Annotated in this window: 16 protein-coding genes and 1 tRNA gene; 10 read left to right on the top strand and 7 right to left on the bottom strand. The window is 72.0% G+C overall.

Annotated elements, in window-relative coordinates; translation table 11 throughout:
* Window positions 1-48: 48 nt before the first annotated feature.
* Window positions 49-588, bottom strand: coding sequence for a universal stress protein (locus V2S66_RS09005; RefSeq protein WP_330794023.1), 540 nt, complete (start codon window positions 586-588; stop codon window positions 49-51).
* A gap of 803 nt (window positions 589-1,391) precedes the next feature.
* Between V2S66_RS09005 and V2S66_RS09010 the strand changes: the two genes are divergently transcribed.
* The 3 genes from V2S66_RS09010 (at window position 1,392) to V2S66_RS09020 (ending at window position 3,539) form a co-directional block, all read left to right on the top strand.
* Window positions 1,392-2,693 carry a GlxA family transcriptional regulator gene (locus V2S66_RS09010; RefSeq protein WP_330794177.1) on the top strand — a complete coding sequence of 434 codons (1,302 nt, stop codon included), beginning with the start codon at window positions 1,392-1,394 and terminating at the stop codon, window positions 2,691-2,693.
* A 21-nt stretch (window positions 2,694-2,714) separates the two neighbouring features.
* A complete protein-coding gene (orn, locus tag V2S66_RS09015; RefSeq protein WP_330794024.1) occupies window positions 2,715-3,320 on the top strand; it encodes an oligoribonuclease in 606 nt (201 codons plus the stop codon).
* A 143-nt stretch (window positions 3,321-3,463) separates the two neighbouring features.
* Window positions 3,464-3,539 (top strand) — tRNA-His (locus V2S66_RS09020).
* A 52-nt stretch (window positions 3,540-3,591) separates the two neighbouring features.
* On the opposite strand, the gene V2S66_RS09025 is transcribed toward V2S66_RS09020, so the two are convergent.
* Complete coding sequence (locus tag V2S66_RS09025; RefSeq protein ID WP_330794025.1) at window positions 3,592-4,440, bottom strand: hypothetical protein; 849 nt, start codon at window positions 4,438-4,440, stop codon at window positions 3,592-3,594.
* 153 nt (window positions 4,441-4,593) lie between these two features.
* Complete coding sequence (locus V2S66_RS09030; RefSeq protein ID WP_413966347.1) at window positions 4,594-6,096, bottom strand: cellulose binding domain-containing protein; 1,503 nt, start codon at window positions 6,094-6,096, stop codon at window positions 4,594-4,596.
* A 275-nt stretch (window positions 6,097-6,371) separates the two neighbouring features.
* On the opposite strand from V2S66_RS09030, the gene V2S66_RS09035 reads away from it, so the two are divergent.
* The 3 genes from V2S66_RS09035 (at window position 6,372) to V2S66_RS09045 (ending at window position 12,075) form a co-directional block, all read left to right on the top strand.
* Entirely contained in the window at window positions 6,372-9,299 is a 2,928-nt protein-coding gene (locus V2S66_RS09035; protein WP_330794027.1) for a glycoside hydrolase family 48 protein, read from the top strand.
* Window positions 9,300-9,513: 214 nt separating this feature from the next.
* Window positions 9,514-10,026, top strand: coding sequence for a DinB family protein (locus tag V2S66_RS09040; protein WP_330794028.1), 513 nt, complete (start codon window positions 9,514-9,516; stop codon window positions 10,024-10,026).
* A 231-nt stretch (window positions 10,027-10,257) separates the two neighbouring features.
* Window positions 10,258-12,075 (top strand): discoidin domain-containing protein, encoded by a 1,818-nt coding sequence (locus V2S66_RS09045; RefSeq protein ID WP_330794029.1) that lies wholly within the window; start codon window positions 10,258-10,260, stop codon window positions 12,073-12,075.
* 143 nt (window positions 12,076-12,218) lie between these two features.
* Here the strand turns inward: V2S66_RS09045 and V2S66_RS09050 are convergent, their stop codons facing one another.
* From V2S66_RS09050 to V2S66_RS09060, 3 genes are all read right to left on the bottom strand, one after another.
* Window positions 12,219-13,166, bottom strand: a complete 948-nt coding sequence (locus tag V2S66_RS09050; protein WP_330794030.1) for an acyltransferase domain-containing protein — start codon at window positions 13,164-13,166, stop codon at window positions 12,219-12,221.
* Window positions 13,167-13,240: 74 nt separating this feature from the next.
* Window positions 13,241-13,879 (bottom strand): tetratricopeptide repeat protein, encoded by a 639-nt coding sequence (locus V2S66_RS09055; protein ID WP_330794031.1) that lies wholly within the window; start codon window positions 13,877-13,879, stop codon window positions 13,241-13,243.
* Window positions 13,880-14,028: 149 nt separating this feature from the next.
* Window positions 14,029-15,051, bottom strand: coding sequence for a LacI family DNA-binding transcriptional regulator (locus V2S66_RS09060; protein WP_330794178.1), 1,023 nt, complete (start codon window positions 15,049-15,051; stop codon window positions 14,029-14,031).
* Window positions 15,052-15,373: 322 nt separating this feature from the next.
* On the opposite strand from V2S66_RS09060, the gene V2S66_RS09065 reads away from it, so the two are divergent.
* The 4 genes from V2S66_RS09065 to V2S66_RS09080 all read left to right on the top strand — a co-directional run bounded on the left by V2S66_RS09065 (window position 15,374) and on the right by V2S66_RS09080 (window position 20,336).
* On the top strand, window positions 15,374-16,735 hold the full coding sequence (locus tag V2S66_RS09065) for an ABC transporter substrate-binding protein (protein WP_330794032.1): 1,362 nt from the start codon (window positions 15,374-15,376) through the stop codon (window positions 16,733-16,735).
* A gap of 97 nt (window positions 16,736-16,832) precedes the next feature.
* Window positions 16,833-17,843, top strand: coding sequence for a carbohydrate ABC transporter permease (locus V2S66_RS09070; RefSeq protein ID WP_330794033.1), 1,011 nt, complete (start codon window positions 16,833-16,835; stop codon window positions 17,841-17,843).
* 3 nt (window positions 17,844-17,846) lie between these two features.
* Window positions 17,847-18,767, top strand: coding sequence for a carbohydrate ABC transporter permease (locus V2S66_RS09075; RefSeq protein ID WP_330794034.1), 921 nt, complete (start codon window positions 17,847-17,849; stop codon window positions 18,765-18,767).
* Between the two features lie 93 nt (window positions 18,768-18,860).
* Entirely contained in the window at window positions 18,861-20,336 is a 1,476-nt protein-coding gene (locus V2S66_RS09080; protein ID WP_330794035.1) for a GH1 family beta-glucosidase, read from the top strand.
* 106 nt (window positions 20,337-20,442) lie between these two features.
* On the opposite strand, the gene V2S66_RS09085 is transcribed toward V2S66_RS09080, so the two are convergent.
* Entirely contained in the window at window positions 20,443-21,912 is a 1,470-nt protein-coding gene (locus V2S66_RS09085; protein ID WP_330794036.1) for a glycoside hydrolase family 18 protein, read from the bottom strand.
* Between the last annotated feature and the right edge of the window lie 67 nt (window positions 21,913-21,979).

A 21,979-nucleotide genomic window follows, 5' to 3' on the forward strand; every position in this document is an offset into this window, starting at 1 on the left:
CGTGAGCCCCGTGCGCCCGGGGGCGGCGCGCGCCGGCGCGCCCCCCGCTCAGGGGATGACGACGACCGGCCGCTGCGCGCGCCGCGCCAGGCGGCCCGCGACCGAGCCGAACATCCGGCCGACCAGGCCGTGCGTGCCGCCCACCACGATGGCGTCGGCCTCGTACTCGCGGCCGACCTCCTCCAGCTCGTGGCAGATGTCCCCGCCGCGCTCGACCAGCACCCAGGAGATCTCGGACAGGTGCTCGGCGCAGGCCAGCTCCAGTCCGAGCACCTCGGTGCGGTGGTCGGGGACGTCGACGAAGACCGGTGGCTCGCAGCCGGCCCACACGGTGGCGGGCAGCCGGTTCGCCACGTGCACGATGATCAGCGCGGAGTGCGTTCTGCGGGCCATGCCCACGGCGTACGACAGCGCACGTTCACTGGAGAGGGAACCGTCGAAACCCACCACGACACCGTGCCGGAAGGCCGGGTCGCAGGGGTGGCGCAGTTCGGTGGCGCGCTCGGGCAGCGCCGCGGACTCGGCGACCGGCCCGCGGTCGGGGGGCGGCCTGCGGTCGGCGGGCTCGGGAATCTCATGACCGGCCATGATGCGGATTCTCGGCGAGGGCGGCGCTGACGCGCCGAGCAGCGGACAGGACGGTGCGTGCGGGACGGTCCGCCGCAGCAACCGGTTTCGGCCAGTTCGCCACTTCCCGTCCCACTGACTCCAGCGTACGGCTGCGAAGTCCGCCTGCACAGGCTCGACGGGCCTCCGCACGGTCTCCCGTACCCGGAGTTCCCAGGAGAATGCCGGAGCCGGGCCCGGAGCGCAACGCCATCCCGCCAACCCGTGGCACGGACGGGCGCACGGGCGCACCGACGGGGCGCATCCGCACGGATCATCCGGAAGCGGACCCTGCGAGGTCAGAGCGGTCGCGGCGCCCCGGCGTGCGCGGGTGGCGGGCGGGTTCCCGCAGGGGGGATTCCCAGCGGATTCACCGTCGACACCAGGATTCCGCGCCTCCGGCGCACCACCCGGCGCTCGCCGCGCACCACCACCGCGACAGGGATGGTTTTCGGCCAACTTCGCACCCCGGCACTTCCGTTGGGCGCGTCGCGGGCTAACACCTCTGCCACCTGCGGTTCTACGATGCGGCAAGACGCGGGAGGGTGTTTCCGGGGTCCGAGTGACGTGAGGCGTACTTCCCAGCGGGCTCCACGAGTGAAACGCTTCGTGATCGAATGCTTTACGCCACGTTGTCTTGTCGACTTAGCGTCAGATGGTGAACTTGTCACTAACGCCCCACCTGACACAGTAGATTTGATCATGAGGTGGCTGCGCCGGATCAACGGGGGAGCACGTGCAGGACCGAGGGGACGACGCGTCGATACGAGGGGGGCTTGAGCTCCATGAGCCAGGAGTCCAGTTCCGGTACGGCGACGGACACTTCGTCGCAAGCACCATCGGCATCGCCTCGCGCCATCCGCAAGCTCTCCGCACGGCGCCGACCTGAAGTCGTCGCGGTGCTGCTGTTCAGTGGTGGCCCGATCTTCGAAAGCTCCATACCCCTGTCGGTCTTCGGGATCGACCGCCAGGACGCCGGCGTGCCCCGCTACCGGCTGCTGGTCTGCGCCGGCGAGGACGGCCCGCTGCGCACCACGGGCGGCCTGGAGTTGACCGCCCCGTACGGCCTGGAGGCGCTGTCGCGGGCCGGCACCGTGGTGGTGCCGACCTGGCGGTCGATCTCCCAGGCGCCGCCGCCCGAGGCCCTCGACGCGATCAGGCGCGCCCACGAGGAGGGCGCCCGGATCATCGGGCTGTGCACGGGCGCCTTCGTGCTCGCCGCGGCCGGACTGCTGGACGGCCGCCCGGCGACCACGCACTGGATGTACGCGCCCACCCTCGCCAAGCGCTACCCGTCGGTCCACGTGGACCCGCGTGAGCTGTTCGTCGACGACGGGGACGTGCTGACCTCGGCCGGCACGGCCGCCGGCATCGACCTGTGCCTGCACGTGGTGCGCACCGACCACGGCGCCGAGGCGGCGGCCGCGCTCGCCCGCCGGCTGGTGGTGCCGCCGCGGCGCGCCGACTGGCAGACCGGGCAGCGCCACCTCGACAGGTCTTTACCGGAGGAGATCGGCGCCGACCCGCTGGCCGAGGTCGTCGCCTGGGCGCTGGAGCACCTCCACGAGCAGTTCGACGTGGAGGCGCTGGCCGCGCGCGCGTACATGAGCCGGCGCACCTTCGACCGGCGGTTCCGGTCGCTGACCGGGAGCGCCCCGCTGCAGTGGCTGATCACCCAGCGGGTGCTCCAGGCCCAGCGGCTGCTGGAGACCTCCGACTACTCCGTGGACGAGGTCGCGGGCCGCTGCGGCTTCCGCTCGCCGGTGGCGCTGCGCGGGCACTTCAGGCGCCAGCTGGGGTCCTCCCCCGCGTCCTACCGCGCCGCCTACCGCGCGCGGCGGCCGCAGGACGAGCCGGACCGCACCCCGCCGCCGGAGCCGCCGCCGCTGCGCCGCGCGCAGGGCGGGCCCGTCTCCCAGGTCCTCACCATGCCGGGCAAGAACGACCCCGACGCCTACAGCCCCCGGGTGCCCGAGCAGCCGGGCCGCGGCGGCGACCCGGCCGAGGTCCCCGGCCGCAACAGGCTGCGGGCCGGCCGGGGACTGGGCGCGGCCCTGCCCGGGCCGCGGGATCGCCCCGTCGGGTGAGGGGCACGTAGGGTGAGGGGCATGAACGACCGGATGGTGTGGATCGACTGTGAGATGACGGGCCTGTCGCTGGCGCACGACGCGCTGATCGAGGTGGCCGCGCTCGTCACCGACTCCGAGCTGAACATCCTCGGCGAGGGGGTGGACATCGTCATCCGTCCGCCCGCCGAGTCGCTGGAGTCGATGCCGGAGATCGTCCGGCAGATGCACACCACCTCCGGGCTGCTGGACGAGCTGGCCGGCGGGGTCAGCATGGCCGAGGCGGAGAAGCTGGTACTGGACTACGTCCGCGAGCACGTCGCCGAGCCGCGCAAGGCCCCGCTGTGCGGGAACTCGGTCTCCACCGACCGCGGCTTCCTCGCCCGCGACATGCCCACCCTGGAGCAGCACCTGCACTACCGGATCGTGGACGTCTCCTCGGTCAAGGAGCTGGCCCGCCGCTGGTACCCGCGGGCCTACTTCAACAGCCCGGAGAAGAACGGCAACCACCGGGCGCTGGCGGACATCCGCGAGTCCATCGCCGAGCTGCGCTACTACCGCGAGGCGGTCTTCGTCCCGGCTCCCGGGCCGGACACCGACACGGCCCGCAGCATCGCCGCCAAGCACGTCCTGCCGGCCGCGCACTGACCCTCCGGGGCATCGGCGGGGGCCGCGGTCGGGCCGCTCGCAAAAGCAGGGCGCGACCACCCCTCGCCACCCTGTACACTTTTCGAGGCGGCGCCGCTCCACCAGGGAATCCCCCGGGAAACCCGGTGAACGCGCCGCTGATGGTGGGTGTAGCTCAGTTGGTAGAGCACCTGGTTGTGGTCCAGGTGGCCGCGGGTTCAAGTCCCGTCACTCACCCCAGCAAGGGGAGCCCCGCCGCGGGAACGCGGCGGGGCTCCCCTTTTTCACGGCCTCAGCTGCCGCCCAGCGCGTTCGCGGGGGCCTTGGCGCGGACCGGCCGGCCCAGGTCCGCGAAGGTGGTGGTGACGGTGGCGTCGCCCCGCTGCACGGCCTTGAGCACGACGGCAGGTCCGGTCATCGGGATGTAGAGCGTGATGCTGTCGGTGGAGCCGGTCTGGGTCAGGGAGACCGCCTGCCTCCCGGCCACCGTGAACGGGCCGCGCACCTGCTTGAGGCCGCTGAAGTCCGCGGTGACGTTGCCGACGGCCTCCGGCAGGGAGCACATCGCATCGACGTCGAAGGCGCCGAGCTGCGCGAGCGGGCCTGCGACCCACCTCCCGACGAAGAGCGCGGTGTCGCTCCCCGGCAGCCCTTCCTGCCGGTCCTCCCAGGCCCAGAGCCGCGCGTCGCCCCTCAGGTACTCCTTCTGCCCGACGTGGATCACCTCGCCCCGGCCGCCGCCCTCGGTGAAGTGCCCGACGCAGTCCCCGTCGTCCGCCACGGACGACACGGCGTGCACGCTGCCGCCGTCCTGGTTCCGGATGTCGAGGGTGAGGGACGCCGACTTCTGGCCGGCCATCGTGGCCGCGGCCCGGGTCCAGGCGTCCACCGGGCTGAGGTCGGCGGTCGGCCCGGTCGGCGCCGGACCGGCGGAGGCGCCTGCCGGGGCGGCGGCGCTGGGCACCTTGATCGACCTCGGGTCGGGGGCGGACGGCAGGGCCTGGACGGGCGTGGCGCCGGCGCCGTCCGACGCCCTGGGCTTCGCGTCGCCGCCCGCCGCGCCGCCGCAGCCCGTGAGGGCGGCGAGCGCGGCGGCGGAGAGGGCCGTGACGAGGACGGCGACGGCGGTGGTGTGCTTCACGGGTGTGCGGGCCTCCGGATCCTGGACGTGCTGGCCCCGCCTACGACCGCTCCCGCAGCCGGAAGGTTGTACAGGAGGCGGGCATACGCCGGAGGGGCGGTCCCGTGCGCGCCATCCACGCACGGGACCGCCCCGTTCCGGGGCGTCCGGCGGTCAGCCGAGCGAGGCCAGGTGGTTCTTCAGGCCGAGCCCGTAGTTCGTCGGGGTGCCGTCGTAGGAGGAGATCAGCGAGGGCCCGGAGGAGCAGTCCCAGGTGTTCCAGGTCCAGCCGAGGTAGGACAGCTTGTGCGCGTCGAGCCAGTTCATGAAGGTGTCGACGAAGGAGTGCGCGCAGGTGTTCTCGCCCGTCTCACCGGCCACCAGCGGGACCTTCGCCGCGACCGGGGCCAGCTGGGAGTCCCAGCAGGACGCCGACGCGCAGCTGTTGAAGTTGTACACGTGGACGGCCGCGGCCAGGTTGCCGGTCGGGTCGGTGGGCTCGTGGGACAGCCAGCCGGTGAGGTCGTTGGAGTAGGCCAGGCCGCCCATCATGACGACGTTCTGCGCGCCGGCGCCGCGCACCGCGTCGAGCATGTCCTGCATGCCGGCCACCTGGTAACCGATGCCCGGGCAGGTGCCGCCGTCCCGCCAGCAGCTCCACGCCTGCTCGGAGGTGGAGGTGGCGCGGTCCGGGTAGGGCTCGTTGAACAGGTCGAACACGATGGAGGTGTTCGACTTGAAGGTGTTGGCGACGCTGGTCCAGAACGGGATCGCGTACTGCGCGTCCGGCATCGGCTTCTGGCAGGTGGCGTTGACGTCGGAGCAGCCCGCCGAGTTGCCGGTGTAGGTGCCGTGCGTCCAGTGCAGTTCGACGATCGGCGTGATGCCGTGCGCGACCAGGCGGTTGACCCAGCCGGTGATCGCCGCGATGTAGTTCGCCCCGCCGTCGGCGGCCGGGACGTACGACAGCCCTTCCCAGCAGTCCTCGTTGAGCGGCACGCGGACCGCGGTGACGCCCTTCCAGCTCTTGATCGCGTTGATCGCCGCGTCGTCGACGGGCCCGTCGAAGATGCCGTTGCCCTGGGCGCAGGCGAACTCGGTGCCGGAGCGGTTGACGCCGTGCAGCACGACCTGCCTGCCGGTGGAGTCGACCAGCTGGTTGCCCGCGACGTGCAGCTTGGGCGGGGCGGTGTCGCCTCCGGGAGGCGTGGTGGGCGGGGTGGTCGGCGGCGTCGTGGGCGGGGTGGTGGTGCCGGTCCCGTTGCAGGCCACGCCGTTGAGCCGGAAGCTCGCCGGGTCGGGGTTGGCGCCCGACCAGCTGCCGAGGAAGCCGACGCTGACGCTCGCCCCGGTGGCGATTGTGCCGTTGTACGACATCGATGCCACGTTGACGCTCGTCCCGGACTGCGTCCAGGTGCCGTTCCAGCCCTGGGTGACCTTCTGGCCGCCGGTGAAGTCGAAGGCGAGGTTCCAGGCGGAGGTGGGCGCGGCGTTGTTGGTGATGGTGATGCCGCCCTGGAAGCCCGCGTCCCACTGGTTGGTGACGGAGTAGGAGACCGCGCAGGCGGGTGCGGCGCCGGAGGCGGTGGCGCCCAGCGCGGGCAGTGCGGCGGCGGCGGCCGCCGCGGTGGCCACCGCGGCGATCGAGAACACCGCGGCGCGCGTGGGGCGTCGCATGGGTCGTCGCATGAGCGACTCCTGGTGAGTGGGGGGTGGTGGGGGGAGGTGAAGCCGTGGACGCGCTCCCACTGGTCCGGCGCAAGACCCTAGCGGCTCCTCGGCCTGGTCGGTAGGGGGAAGGTAAAGACTTCGACGACGGTGCCCACAGCATCGCCGCGAACACGCCGTTCGGCTTCACCTCTTGACACTGCATCACGGCGGCTCGATGGTGGGAGCGCTCCCACTGGTTCAGCTCTCATCCCCCCACAAGAACCGCGAGGAGGACCTCTCGCATGCCCAGAGGAAGACCGTTCAGGAAGCGGCTGCGACGGCTGGTGACGGCCCTGGCGGCCGCGCTGGCCATCCCGGTCGCCATGACCGCGGCCGGCGGCGGGACCGTCGCGCACGCGGCCGGCGTCCAGTGCAGCGTCGACTACTCGGCCAATGACTGGGGTTCCGGCTTCACCGCCAACGCCAAGATCACCAACCTCGGCGCCGCGGCGATCAGCGGCTGGACCCTGACCTACGCGTACGCGGGCAACCAGACGCTGCAGAGCGGCTGGAACGGCACCTGGTCGCAGTCGGGCAAGAACGTCACCGTCAAGTCGCTCGACTGGAACGCCACCATCCCCGCCAACGGCAACGTGACGACCAGCGCCAACTTCAACTACAGCGGCGCCAACGCGGCTCCGACGAGCTTCGCCGTCAACGGCACCGTCTGCGGCGGCGCGCACCAGCCGCCGCTGCCGGTGCTGACCAGTCCGGCGGCCGGCGCCACCTACGCCGCCGGCGCCACGATCCCGCTGGCCGCGACCGCGGTGGCGGCCGACGGCGCGACCGTCACCAAGGTGGAGTTCTACGAGAACACCACGCTGCTGGCGACCGACACCTCTGCGCCGTACTCCTTCGACTGGGCCGCGGTGCCGTCCGGCGACTACTCGGTCTACGCGAAGGCGTACGACAGTCTGGGCGCCTCCGGCGAGTCGACCCCGGTGGGCGTGCACGTGGCCGCCGGGCCGTCGATCGTGGCGACGCCCACGCAGGTGAGCGTCCAGCAGGGCAAGACCGGGACGTTCGGGGTGAAGCTGTCCGGCGCGCCGTCGTCGAACGTGACGGTCGCGGTGGCCCGCACCTCGGGCAACACCGGGCTGAGCGTGCAGTCCGGCGCGAGCCTGACCTTCACGCCGGCCAACTGGAGCACCGCGCAGAACGTCACCGTGGCGGCCGCCGCCACCGGCACCGGCGCGGCGACCTTCTCGGCGACCGCAACCGGCTACGCCAAGGCCGACGTCACGGTCACCGAGGTCGGCGCGACCAGCGACTACAACGCGCGGTTCCTGTCGCTCTACGGGAAGATCACCGACCCGGCGAACGGCTACTTCTCGCCCGAGGGCATCCCCTACCACTCGGTGGAGACGCTCATCGTGGAGGCCCCGGACTACGGTCACGAGACCACCTCCGAGGCGTACTCGTACATGATCTGGCTGCAGGCGATGTACGGCGAGGTCACCCAGGACTGGAGCAAGTTCAACGCGGCCTGGGCGACCATGGAGAAGTACATGATCCCCACCCACGCCGACCAGCCGACGAACAGCTACTACAACCCGAGCGCGCCGGCCACCTACGCGCCGGAGCACGACCTGCCGTCCGGCTACCCGTCGGTGCTCGACAAGAACGTGCCGGTGGGGCAGGACCCGATCGCCGGTGAGCTGAAGACGGCGTACGGCACCGACGACATCTACGGCATGCACTGGCTGCAGGACGTGGACAACATCTACGGCTACGGCGACACCCCCGGCGGCGGCTGCGAGCTGGGGCCGACGGCGGACGGCCCGTCGTACATCAACACCTTCCAGCGCGGCGCGCAGGAGTCGGTGTGGGAGACCATTCCGCAGCCGACCTGCGACACCTTCAAGTACGGCGGCAAGAACGGGTACCTGGACCTGTTCACCGGCGACTCCAGCTACTCCCAGCAGTGGAAGTACACCGACGCGCCGGACGCCGACGCGCGGGCGATCCAGGCCGCCTACTGGGCGGACACCTGGGCGCAGGCGCAGGGCAAGGGGGCGGACGTCAAGGCGACCGTCGCCAAGGCCGGCGAGATGGGCGACTACCTGCGGTACTCGTTCTTCGACAAGTACTTCAAGAAGATCGGCAACTGCACCAGCCCGACCGGCTGCGCGGCGGGCAGCGGCAAGACCAGCGAGCACTACCTGCTGTCCTGGTACTACGCCTGGGGCGGCTCGGAGGGCTCCGGCGGCGGCTGGGCGTGGCGCATCGGCGACGGCGCCTCGCACTTCGGCTACCAGAACCCGCTGGCCGCCTACGCGCTGACCACGGACGCCAACATGGCGCCCAAGTCGGCGACCGGCAAGACGGACTGGAGCACCAGCCTCGGCCGGCAGCTGGAGTTCTACCGCTGGCTGCAGTCGGACGAGGGCGCCATCGCGGGCGGCGCGACCAACAGCTGGGACGGCGCCTACGCGCAGCCCCCGGCCGGCACGTCGACCTTCTACGGGATGGCGTACGACTGGGAGCCCGTCTACCACGACCCGCCGTCGAACCAGTGGTTCGGCATGCAGGCGTGGTCGATGGAGCGCGTCGCGGAGTACTACCAGCAGACCGGCAACGCCCAGGCGAAGACCATCCTCGACAAGTGGGTGAGCTGGGCGATGTCGCAGACCACGGTGAAGGCCGACGGGACCTTCCTGATCCCGTCCGACCTGCAGTGGACCGGGCAGCCGGACACCTGGAACGCGTCGAGCCCCGGCGCCAACACGGGCCTGCACGTCACCGTGTCGGCCTACGGGAACGACCTGGGCGTCACGGCGGCCTACGCCAAGACGCTGGCCTACTACGCCGCCAAGTCCGGCAACACCGCGGCGAAGACCATGTCGAAGGCGCTCATCGACGGCATGTGGACCAACTACCAGGACCCGCTGGGCATCGCGACGCCGGAGACCCGCAAGGACTTCTCGCGGTTCAACGACCCGGTGTACGTGCCCTCCGGCTGGACCGGCACCATGCCGAACGGCGACAAGATCAGCTCCGCCTCGACCTTCCTGGAGCTGCGGTCCTGGTACAAGAACGACCCCAACTGGTCCAAGGTGCAGACCTATCTGAGCGGAGGAGCGGCGCCGTCGTTCACGTACCACCGGTTCTGGGCGGAGGCCGACATCGCGATGGCGATGGGGTCGTACGCCCTGCTCTTCAACGCCTGACGCCGCATCCGGCGGCGGCCATGGCGTGCCGATCCCGGGAGGCCGGGCGGCGCGGCGGGAGATGACCCGGACGACCTGACCGTCCTCCGGCCCGCCGCGCCGCCCGCCCCGGGCACCGGGGCCCGTCCCTCGCGGAGAGTGCGCGGGACGGGCCCCGCGTGTGCGCGGTCCCGCGCGGCGGGGGCTGTCACAGCCCGCGGCTACGCTCCGCCGCATGATCGACTCCGACATCCGGTTCGCCCTGTCCGCCGACGCGGACGAGCGGACCACGCTGACCACCTTCCTGGACTTCCACCGCGAGACCCTGGCGCGCAAGTGCGCGGGGCTGAGCGACGAGCAGCTGCGGCGGCGCGCGGTGCCGGCCAGCGAGCTGACGCTGATCGGGCTGATGCGGCACCTGGCCGCGGTCGAGCGGTGGTACCTCCAGGTGATCATCGCGGGCGAGCAGCCGCCCGAGCTGTTCGGCGGGGGCGGCGACCCGGAGGCGGACCTGCGCGACATCGGGGCGGCCACCGGCGAGGCCACCTTCGCGCTGTGGCGCGCCCAGCTGGCGCACTCGCGGCGGATCACCGCCGCCCACCCGCTGGACGCGGTGGGCGCCAACCCCGGGCGCGGCCAGGACCATTCGCACCGCTGGGTGCTCCAGCACCTGATCGACGAGTACGCCCGGCACAACGGCCACGCCGACCTGCTGCGCGAGGCGGTGGACGGCCAGGTCGGCGAGTAGCCGGGCCGCGGCGAGGGCCCGGTCCCGGCGCCCGCCGGGCGCCGCCGCCGCCATGTCCGCATCCTGGACGAGGCGTTCGGGAGTCGAAATAGTTCACCGGCCCAACCGGCCAGTATGGAACAACTTATTGACGGGGCTGTGCGCGGCTTGTAAACATCTGGACGCCGGAGAGAGCGCTCTCACCCCTCTCCGGGCCTCCGTCACGGACCCCCACCCGGTTGAGGAGAACACATGTCAGGCAGCACGCTGGTGCGCCGACGGCACGGGCGCGACAGATCCCGGCCGATCCTGATCCTCGCTCTGTTCTGCGCCCTGCTGGCGGGCATCGCGCTCGTCGTCACCTCGCAGTCCCCCGCCCGCGCGGCCGGCACGCTGCTGTCGCAGGGCAAGCCCACCACCGCGTCCTCCGCCGAGAACGCCGGCACCGCGGCCTCGCTGGCCACCGACGGCAACACCGGCACCCGCTGGTCGAGCGCCTTCAGCGACCCGCAGTGGCTCCAGGTCGACCTCGGCATCGCGCAGCCGATCAGCCAGGTCACCCTCAACTGGGAGACCGCCTATGCGAAGTCGTTCAAGATTCAGGTCTCGAACGACGCGACGACGTGGACCGACGTCTACTCCACCACGACCGGCGCCGGCGGCGTGCAGAACCTGACCGTAAACGGTTCCGGGCGCTATGTCCGGTTCTACGGCACGGCGCGCGCCACCGCCTACGGCTACTCGCTGTGGGAGTTCCAGGTGTACGGCGGCGGCGGCACCACCACCCCGCCGCCCTCCTGCGGAACGGCCAACGCCGCGCAGGGCAAGACCGCCACCGCGTCCTCCGCGGAGAACGCCGGGACCGCCGCCTCCGCCGCGGTCGACGGCAACACCGGCACCCGCTGGTCCAGCGCCTTCTCCGACCCGCAGTGGCTCCAGGTCGACCTGGGCTCCTCGCAGTCGGTCTGCGGCGTCGGCCTCAACTGGGAGGCCGCCTACGCGAGCGCCTACCAGATCCAGGTGACCGACAACCCGAGCGGCGCCTGGACCACGATCTACTCCACCACCACCTCCGCGGGCGGGGTGCAGAAGCTCAACGTGACCGGCACCGGCCGCTACGTCCGGGTCTACGCCACCGCCCGCGCCACGCAGTACGGCGACTCGCTGTGGGAGTTCCAGGTGTTCACCACCGGGACCACCACCGGCGGGACCACCGGCGGCGGCACCGGCGGCACCACCACCCCGCCGGACGCCTTCTGGGGCACCACGGACGACATCCCGGCCGCGCACAACGTGATGGAGCTGAAGATCCTCAACCGCACCAACGGCCAGTACCCGGACAGCCAGGTCTACTGGAGCTTCAACGGCCAGGTGCACTCCATCGCCGACCAGCCGTACTTCGACATGCCGGCGAACTCCTCGGGCCGGATGTACTTCTACCTCGGCTCGCCCACCAGCCAGTACTACGACTTCATCGAGTTCACCATCGGCCCGAACGTCTTCAACGGGAACACCACCCGGGTCGACGCGTGGGGGCTGCCGCTGGCCATCAGGCTGCACTCGCACGACGGCCAGGACATCCAGCTCGGCGACACCCAGGACCTGTTCAACGAGACCCGCGACCAGGTCTTCGCGCAGTTCCAGAGCTCGGTGCCGTCGCAGTTCAAGGTGCTGGCGCAGACCCAGGCCCCGTACCGGATCATCGCCCCCGGCAGTGACCCGAGCTTCCGGGACGGCGGCGTCAACGCCAACTACTTCACGGCGTACGCCAACTCGGTCGGCGTGAACGAGCCCACCTCGAACATCTTCGGCTGCGCCGGCTCGCTGGGCGCCAACCCGTCGATGTGCGCGGCGCTCAACCGGCACACCGCGAACCTGCCGGCCGCCCAGCAGCAGGACCCGACGAAGTTCTACACCGGCGGCGACCCGGCCAACTGGTACGCCAAGTTCTGGCACGACCACGGCATCAACCACCTCGCGTACGGCTTCCCGTACGACGACGTGGCGGGGCAGGCCGCGTACGCCTCCCAGCAGAACCCGCAGTGGATGGAGGTAGCGGTCGGCTACTGACCGCCCCTGGACTCTCCTGTCCCCCCACAGCGCCGGGGGCGGCCGCCGCACACACTCCGTGCGCGCCGGCCGTCCCCGGCGCACCTTTGCGCCCGCACCCGGCGGCACGTCCGGGCGGCGGGCGGCGGGCGGCGGGCGGCGGCTCAGAGGGTGAACCAGCCGTTGCCGGAGCGCCAGTGGCCGCCGGAGGCGAGGTGGTCGCGGACCGCGCGCTCCAGCGCGGTGCGGGCCGGCAGCGCGTCCGGCGGCAGCTCGGGGTCGCCGAAGACGAAGCCGATCGTGGTCCGGTCGTCCGGCGCGCCGGTGGGGTAGGCGGGGCGGAAGCGACGCTGGAAGCGGATGATGTTGGACCCGGCGGGCAGATACGCCGCGAGCTGCGGGTCGAGCAGCCAGGAGTGGCAGGTCGCGATCGTGTACGACTCGTCGGGGAAGTGCCGCGCGAAGAACTCCCGTGCCAGCGCCACCGACTCGTCGCAGGCCCCCGGGTCCAGCGGTCCGCTGAAGTCCGGGACGTGCACGCCGAGCGCGGGGTCGCCGGGGCCGAGCGCGAGCCCCGCGGCGGCCGCCGCCCGGCCGGTCCTGCCGCCGAGCCGGGTGCGCTCGTACTGCAGCCTGCCCAGCTGGTAGATCACTCCGCGGAAGTGCCGGGCCAGCCAGCTGACGTCGGCCAGACCCGCGGTCCCGTGCCTGCGGCGGTGGGCCGCCACATGGCGGCCGGTGTCGGCGAGGGTGCGGCGGGAGACCTCGGCGGGCACGCCGTGCGCCCGGTGGTAGGCCAGGGTGTGCGGGCGGACCGCGGTGAAGACCAGCAGCGGCAGCCAGTGCCCGGCGGGCCCGCGGCCGGGCAGCGGCTCCATCGGCGGGCCGAGCAGCGTCCCGCCGCCGGGACCGCCGCCGGGACCACCGCCCACCACGCCCATGTCCCGCACCAGCTCCCGCACGTGCGACGCGAGCAGCTCGGCGAGGTCCGGCTCGCGGTCGAGCGCGGCGCGGGCCGCGACCACCGCGTTGACGTCCTGGTACGGGACCGCCAGGTCCACCAGCGTGTCGGCCAGGGCCGCGCCCGCGGGCGCCTCCACCACGATGTCCATGCCGCGACGCTACCGTCCCGCCGCCGCCGGCCGGGCCGCGCGCCGCGGCGGCGCCGCGGCGGCGCTGCGGCCGCTCAGCGCGCCGCGCGGGCCGCCTCGATCCAGCCGAGGACGCCGTGCGCGCCGCAGCCCGCGGCCAGCTCGGCCGCCTCGTCCAGCAGCCGGTCCGCGGCCGCGCGGTCGCCCTGGCCGCGCAGCAGCTCGGCCAGCGCGAGCTTGCCCGCGGCGACGCCGGGCCGGAAGTCCAGCTCCTCGCGCAGCGCGATCGACTCCTCGAAGCGCTCCCTGGCCTCCTGCGGGCGGCCCTCCGCCTCCGCGGCGAAGGCGAGGTGGCGGGTGGCGTAGGAGAGCGTCAGACGGTCTCCTACGGCCTCCGCCAGCGCGTAGGAGCGCCGGAAGAGCGGTACCGCCTCGGCGTACTCCTCGGCGACGACCTGGTGGTAGGTGCCGGTCCAGAACAGCGCCTCGCCCTCGCCGCGTCCGTCGCCGAGCCGGCGGTAGAGGTCGGCCGCCTGCCGGAACAGGGCGAGCTCGCGCGGGTCGGGCCGCCGGTCGGCCAGGAACCTGGCGTGCAGGATGCGGCCGCGGGCCAGGGCGAGGTCCGCCTCCACGGCGTCCAGTGCGCGCTCTGCCAGCGCCGGGGCGTCCCGGTCGCCGCCGAAGACCGCCTGCTCGTACAGCGCGTCCGCGTGCCGTATCCGGTCCTCGCCCATGGCCGATCCCCCCGTCGCGCCGCCCCCGGGCGGCCGTCCCGTGCGCCGCGCCGACCGCGGCCGGGTCCGACGGTAGCCCAACTCCCCGACGCCGCAGGGAAACCGGCAGCCGGAGCGCAGCCGCAGCCCGTGTCCGCGGAGGGCCGCGGCTACACCGAGTCGCGCTGCACCAGCTCGGTCGCCAGCACCACATGCCGCCGCACCGACTCGCGCTCGGCGATCTCCTCCAGCAGGACGCGGGCCATCGTGCGGCCCATCTCCTCGGTCGGCTGCCGGACGCTGGTGAGCGCGGGGTCCATGTGGCGGGCGATCGCGGAGTCCTCGAAGCCGATCAGGGCGACGTCCTGGGGGACGCGCCGGCCGGACTCGCGCAGCACCGCGCGGGCGCCGGCCGCCATCAGGTCGGAGGCGGCGAAGACGCCGTCGATGTCGGGGCGGCGCGCGAGCAGCTCGCGCATGGCGCGGCGGCCGCCCTCCTCGGTGAAGTCGCCGCGGGCCACCAGCGCCTCGTCGACGCCCGCGCCGGACTCCTGCACGGCCTGCCGGTAGCCGTCGAGGCGGCAGCGCGCCACGTACATGTCCGGGGGGCCGGTGATGGTCGCGATCTGGCGGCGGCCGCGGGCGAGCAGGTGGGCGACGGCGGCGCGGGCGCCGCCCACGTTGTCGGCGTCCACGTAGGAGACCGACTCCAGGTCGCTGCGCCGGCCGTTGAGCACCGCGGGCATGTCCAGCTGCTCCAGCAGGTCGGGCAGCGGGTCGTCCTCGTGCACGGACACCAGGAGCACGCCGTCGACCCGGTGGGCGGCGAGGTACTGGGCGAAGCGGGCCCGCTCCTTGGGGGTGCGGATCAGCGTGAGCAGCAGCTGCATGTCGGTGTCGGCCAGCTCGGCGCCGATGCCGCGGATGATGTCGGAGAAGTACGGCTCGGCGAAGAGCCTGGTCTCCGGCTCGGGGATGACCAGGGCGATGGCGTCCGTGCGGTTTCCGGCCAGCGCGCGGGCCGCCCGGTTCGGCACGTAGCCCAGCTCGGCGATGGCCGCCTCGACGGCGGCCTTCGCCCGGTCGCTGACCCGCGGCGACCCGTTGATCACGCGTGAGACCGTGCCGCGTCCCACCCCGGCCCGCACGGCCACCTCTTCCAGGGTGGGCCGTCCGCTGTGCCGCCCGTTCATGGCCACTTCCGCCTCCTGCTGCTTCCTGCTCCGCGCCACCATAGCGCTCGGCTCGGCCACCACCGAGAGGTGGCTGAGAGCGCTCCCACCGTACAAGCCGCAGGCGAGCCCGTCCGTTCAAGAAGTGACCGCCACTCAGCTCCGGACACGTTCCGGCAACGAAATGGACTTCACATCTTGACACTGACCCCTCCCAGGCGTGAATGTTCCGGAAAGCCTACGTGGGAGCGCTCCCACACGCGCCCCTCACACGGGCGGTCACGAGCACGTACCCGGGGACCGCACCACCCGCACGCCGACCCACCCTGACAAGGAGAGTGGAATGCGCACTTCAGGCAGAACCCGCAAGGCCGCTGTCATCGCGGTCGCGGGTCTCGCGACCTGCGCGACCCTGATCACCGGCTGCAGCAGCAGCGACGACAACGGCTCCAAGGGCAGTGACGGGAAGTCGTCGTCCTCGGAGCAGATCACGCTGCACATCGGTGACTTCAACGAGTTCGGCTACAACGACAAGACGGGGGCGAAGCTCTTCTCGGAGTACGAGGCCCTGCACCCGAACATCAAGATCGTCGAGGACAACGTCACCGACGGCCAGCAGTACTGGGACTCCCTGAAGCTGCACCTGCAGCAGGGCAGCGGGCTCGACGACATCCAGGCGATCGAGGTCGGCTACATCGCCGAGGCGATCCAGCCGCAGCTGGCCTCGAAGTTCGTGGACTTCAAGTCCATCAAGGGCTTCAGCGCCGACGACTGGGTGAGCTACAAGGAGAAGCAGGCCACCACCGCGGACGGCCAGGTCATCGGCGTCGGCACGGACATCGGCCCGACGGCGATCTGCTACCGGACCGACTTCTTCCAGCAGGCCGGCCTGCCCACCGACCCGCAGCAGGTCGCCGCGCTCTGGAACGGCGACTGGGCGAAGTTCGTCCAGGTCGGCGAGCAGTTCAAGGCCAAGGCGCCCAGCGGCGTGGCGTTCACCGACTCGGCCGGCGGCCTGTTCAACGCGGTGCTCTCCAGCCAGCCGACGCAGTTCTCCGACCAGACCGGCAAGCTGGTCTACGACTCCAGCCCTGGCGTCAAGACCGCCTGGGACCTGTCGGCCAAGGCGGTCAAGGAGGGCCTGACCGCCAAGCTCCAGCAGTTCGACTCGAACAACACCTGGTCGGCGGCGTTCAAGACCGGCAAGTTCGCCACCGTGGCCTGCCCGAGCTGGATGACCGGCCTGGTGTCGACCAACTCAGGACCGGCGAACAAGGGCAAGTGGGACATCGCCCAGCCGCCGCAGGCGGGCAACTGGGGCGGCTCCTTCCTGGCGGTGACCAAGGCCAGCAAGCACCAGGCCGAGGCCGCGGCCCTGGCGCAGTGGCTGACCGCCGCCGCGCAGGAGGTCAAGATCTTCCAGAAGTTCGGCAACATCCCGTCGAACAAGGGCGGTCTGAGCGACCCCGCGGTGCAGAACACGACGAACGACTACTTCGGCCCCGCCGGCAAGCCGGCGCCGACCGGGAAGATCTTCGCCACCACCGCGCAGAGCATCCAGCCCGCGCCGATCGGCCCGGACGACGGCACGGTCAAGGACATCATCACCAAGAACGGCCTGCTGGACATGGAACAGCGCGGCACCTCCTCCGAGAAGGCCTGGTCCAACGTCAAGGCCCAGGTGAAGGACAAGCTCGGCGAGTAGCCCCCCTCGGGGCCGCCCGGCAGTGACTCCCACCTGCCGGGCGGCCCGCCTCCCTTTTGCTCTCCCCCGCTGAATCCCTACGGGAAGGACGCCATTCGTGGCCACCTCCGTCAGGGCGACGTCCGACGGCAGCCCTCCGTCGTCCCGGCCCGCCCCCAGCACATCCCGCCGCGGTGACCCCGGCGCACCGGGCAACTGGCGTGCCAAGCTCTACCGGCTGGACACCAAGGCGTCGCCCTATGCGTACATCGCCCCCTTCTTCCTCGTCTTCGCGGCCTTCGGGCTCTTCCCGCTGATCTACACCGGCTGGCTCTCCCTCCACCACGTGGAGCTGGGCGAGAGCGGCTCGGGCAGCTGGGTGGGCTTCGACAACTACACCAACCTGTGGGACAACCAGTTCTTCTGGAAGGCGCTGCGCAACACCTTCACCCTCGGGGTGATCTCCACGGTGCCGCAGCTCATGATGGCCCTGGGCCTGGCCCACCTGCTCAACTACAAGCTCCGGGCGCGCGGCTTCTTCCGGGTCGCGATCCTGGCCCCGTACGCCACCTCGATCGCGGCGGCGGCGCTGGTCTTCGTGCAGCTGTTCAACCCGGACTACGGGATGATCAACCAGCTGCTCGGGCACTTCGGGGTGGACGGCATCCGCTGGGACTCCTCCAAGTGGCCCGCGCAGATCGCCATCTCCTCCATCGTGACCTGGCGGTGGACCGGCTACAACGCGCTGATCTACCTGGCCGCGATGCAGGCGGTGCCGTCCGACCTCTACGAGGCGGCGGCGCTGGACGGCGCCTCGCGCTGGCGGCAGTTCATCAGCGTGACGATCCCCTCGATCCGTCCCACCATCTTCTTCACCATCATCGTCTCGACCATCGGCGCGACCCAGCTCTTCGGTGAGCCGCTGATCTACGGCGGCGGCGTCGGCCCGACCGGCGGCACCGACCACCAGTACCAGACGCTGAGCCTCTACATGTACGACAAGGGCTGGCAGGTCGGGCAGCTCGGGCAGGCGTCCGCGGTCGCCTGGGTGATGCTGCTGATCCTGCTGCTCATCGGCGCCGTCCAGCTGCTCGTCATCCGCCGCAGCCGCCGGAAACTGGGGAGCTGACCCATGGCACAACTCACCGAGCCGGTCCGGCCCGCCGGGCCCCGGCACTCCTCGCTCCCCCTGAAGCAGGGCAGGCGCCGGCTGCGGGCGGGAGGCGCGGGCAAGCAGCACAACGGCGGCCCGATCGCCTACGCGTTCATCATCCTCGCCACGCTGGTCTCGCTCTTCCCGCTGTACTGGACGGTCGTCGCCGCGTCGCACACCGACACCGACATCGTCACCCCGCCCACCCCGCTGCTGCCGGGCAGCCATCTGATCGACAACCTGAAGATCGTCTGGACCCAGGTCGACATGACCACGGCCCTGATCAACTCGACGATCGTGGCGGGCTGCGTCGCCTTCAGCACGGTGCTCTTCGCCACCCTGGCCGGGTTCGCCTTCGCCAAGCTGGAGTTCCGCGGCCGCAACGCGCTGCTGACCGTCGTGGTCGCCACCATGACGGTGCCGCCGCAGCTCACCGTGATCCCGCTGTACCAGATCATCACCAAGGCCGGCTGGGTCGGCCACCTGCAGTCGGTGATCCTGCCCTCGCTCGTCGCGGCGTTCGGCGTCTTCTTCATGCGGCAGTTCCTCGCCGAGGCGCTGCCGATCGAGCTGGTCGAGGCGGCCCGGGTGGACGGCGCGCACTCGCTGCGGATCATCTGGCACGTGGTCTTCCCGGTCGCCCGGCCGGCCATGGCGGTGCTGGGCATGCTCGTCTTCGTGCAGTCCTGGAACGACTTCTTCTGGCCGTTCATCGCGCTGAGCCAGCAGAACCCGACGGTCCAGGTCGCCCTGGCCGGCGTCGGCGCCGGCAACCACTCGATCGACCACGCCGTGGTGGTGTGCGCCGCGCTCGTGTCGACGCTGCCGCTGCTGCTGGTCTTCGCCGTGCTCGGCCGGCAGATCGTCAGCGGCATCACCGCGGGCGCCGTCAAGAGCTGAGCCCCCGGCACCGGTCCCACCCGCAACCCACCGGTCCCGATCCCACCCGGCCCCCGACCCCCCGACTACCCCTGATTCCCCTGGAGTCCCCGCATGACAGCTGTCCGTTCAGAGAGTGCCGAGGCCACCACCGCCTCGCTCCGCTTTCCCCCCGGCTTCGTCTGGGGGGCGGCCACCGCCGCCTACCAGATCGAGGGCGCCGCGGCCGAGGACGGCCGCACCCCCTCGATCTGGGACACCTTCAGCCACACGCCCGGCCGCGTCCTCAACGGGGACACGGGGGACATCGCGGCCGACCACTACCACCGCTTCCGTGACGACGTCGCGCTCATGTCGGACCTGCGGCTGGGCGCCTACCGCTTCTCCGTGTCGTGGTCGCGGGTGCAGCCCACCGGCCGCGGCCCCGCCGTGCAGCGCGGTCTCGACTTCTACCGCCAGCTCGTCGACGAGCTGCTCGCCAAGGGCATCACCCCGGTCGCCACGCTCTACCACTGGGACCTGCCGCAGGACCTGGAGGACGTCGGCGGCTGGACGGTCCGCGACACCACCGAGCGGTTCGCCGAGTACGCGGCGATCATGGCCGGCGCGCTCGGCGACCGGGTGCCGTTCTGGACCACGCTCAACGAGCCCTGGTGCTCGGCGTTCCTCGGCTACGGCTCGGGCGTGCACGCACCCGGCCGCACCGAGCCGGACTCGGCGCTCAAGGCCGTGCACCACCTCAACCTCGCCCACGGCAAGGCGATCGGGGCGCTGCGCTCGGTGCTCCCCGCCGCCGCGCAGACCTCGATCACCCTCAACCTGCACCAGATCCGCCCGCTCAGCTCCTCGCCCGCCGACCTCGACGCGGCCCGCAGGATCGACGCGGTCGGCAACCGGGTGTTCCTCGGCCCGATCCTCAGCGGCGACTACCCGGCCGACCTGCTGGCCGACACCGCGCACCTGGTCGACTGGGAGGCGCTGGTCCGCGACGGCGACCTCGCCGAGATCTCCCGGCCGATCGACCTGCTGGGCATCAACTACTACACGCCGACGCTCGTCTCCGACAGCACCGCGCACACCGGGGACCCCGAGGTGCCGCGCAACGACGGCCACGGCGCCAGCGACCACTCGCCGTGGCCCGGCTCCGAGCACGTGGCCTTCCACCTGCCGCCGGGCGAGACCACCGCGATGCGCTGGGCGGTGGACGCGAGCGGACTGTACGACCTGCTGATGCGGGTGCACCGGGAGCACCCGGGGCTGCCGCTCATGGTCACCGAGAACGGCGCCGCCTACGACGACTACCTCTCCCCCGAGGGCACCGTCAACGACCCGCAGCGGATCGCCTACCTGCACGGCCACCTGTCGGCGGTGCACCGCGCGCTGGCCGACGGCGCGGACGTGCGCGGCTACTTCCTGTGGTCGCTGATGGACAACTTCGAGTGGGCCTACGGCTACAGCAAGCGGTTCGGCGCGGTCTACGTGGACTTCTCCACGCAGCGCCGGATTCCCAAGCAGAGCGCCCACTGGTACGCGGCGGTGGCGCGCGACAACGTCCTTCCGGACCTCCCGGAGGAGGACGGGGAGTCCTGAGGGGACGAAGAAAAGGAGCGGTGCGGCAGTTCGAGGGTGCTGCCGTACCGCTCCTTGCTCCTCTCCCGTGGGGGTGGGAGAGGAACAGCCCTGCGCCGGCGCGGTGTCAGCCGCTGTAGCCGGCGAACGCCTTCGAGAAGGCGCCGGCGCTCTGCGCGACGGAGCTGCAGCTCGGGTCGGCCCAGCCCTGCGCGCCGCCCGCGCACTGCTTGTCGCGGGTCGCCGACCACATCGACAGCCACGCGAGGCCCTTGGTCCGCGCGAAGTTCGCCAGCCGGGTGGCGTCGGCGACGGTGAAGGTCTCGCTGCCGACGTCGTTGACGCCGATCATCGGGGTGACCGCGATCTTCTGCCAGGCGGCCGCGTCGGAGAGCCCGAGCACGCTCTTGACCTGCGCCTGGGTGGCGGTGGCGCCGTCGATCGCGTACTGGCCCATGTCGCCTCCGAACGAGGCGCCGTAGTCCATCGCCATGATGTCGACCGCGTGCACGTCCACGCCGTTGCTCCTGGCGTCGCCCAGCAGGTTGATGCCGTCCTGGGTGAGGCCGGTGGGCATCGCGGGCAGCGTGTAGGAGACCTCCAGGCCGCCGTGGCTCTTCTGCAGCTGGGCGATGGCCTGCGCGCGGCGGGTGTTGGCGGCGGTGTCGGGCAGCGCGCCGCCCTCCACGTCGAAGTCCACCTTGGTGAGCTTGTACTGGTCGACGACCTCGCCGTAGGCGGCCGCCAGCTCGGAGGCCGAGGAGCAGGCGGCGGCCAGTTCGGTGCCGCTGGCGCCGCCGAAGGACACCCGCACGTCGCCGCCCGCCGCGCGGACCGCGCCGATCTGCGCCGCGACCGGGTCGCCGCCGAGGTCGCTGACGCCGCCCCACTTGGGCACGCAGCCGCCGCCGGAGACCACGAAGGCCAGGTTGAACTGCTTGACGCCGTCGGCCTTCATCGCGGCCGTCAGGTCGTACGCCGGGTACAGCGAGGTGTCGACGTAGGGCGCGAAGCCGCCGGTTGCGGTGGAGCCGGTCGACGTCGGGGTGGGCGTCGCGGTGGGGGTCTGCGCCGGCGGCTGCGCGGGGCTGCTGGGCGGCGGGGTGCCGGGCGGCGGGGTCGTGGCCTGCGTGGGGTGCCCGGTCGGGGTGGGCGCCGGGCCGTCCGCGACCGAGCACCTGGCGTTGTCGATCATGCAGTTGACCGGGTCGGCGGCCTTCGTCCCGGCCTTGGCCACGAAGCCCACCTCGACGGAGGCGCCCGGCGCGATCGTCGCGTTCCAGCCGGCCGGCCTCACCGTGACGGTCTGCCCGGAGACGGTGTGGTCGCCGTTCCACAGCGAGCTGATGGAGGTGCCCGCCGGCAGGTCGAAGCTGAGCGTCCAGCCGTTCAGGGTGCTGCCGGTGGAGTTGGTGATCCGGTACTGGCCGGTGTAACCGGTCGTCCAGTCGCTGGTCTTGGAGTACGCCGCCCCGACGGTCGCGGCGCTCGCGGACCCGGCGAGGACGAAGGCCCCGCCCGCCACGGCCGCTGCGGCGACGAGCGCGCCGATCGCCTTGACCGTGCCACTGGGACGGCGACGGTGAGTGGATGCCATGTGCTGCCTGCCTCGTACGCGGTGTCAGTGAGGGACTGAAGGCGCACGCTAGCGGGCAGGGAACGGA

The sequence above is a fragment of the Actinacidiphila polyblastidii genome (assembly GCF_036353415.1).
In the GTDB taxonomy this organism is placed as follows: Bacteria; Actinomycetota; Actinomycetes; order Streptomycetales; family Streptomycetaceae; genus Actinacidiphila; species Actinacidiphila polyblastidii.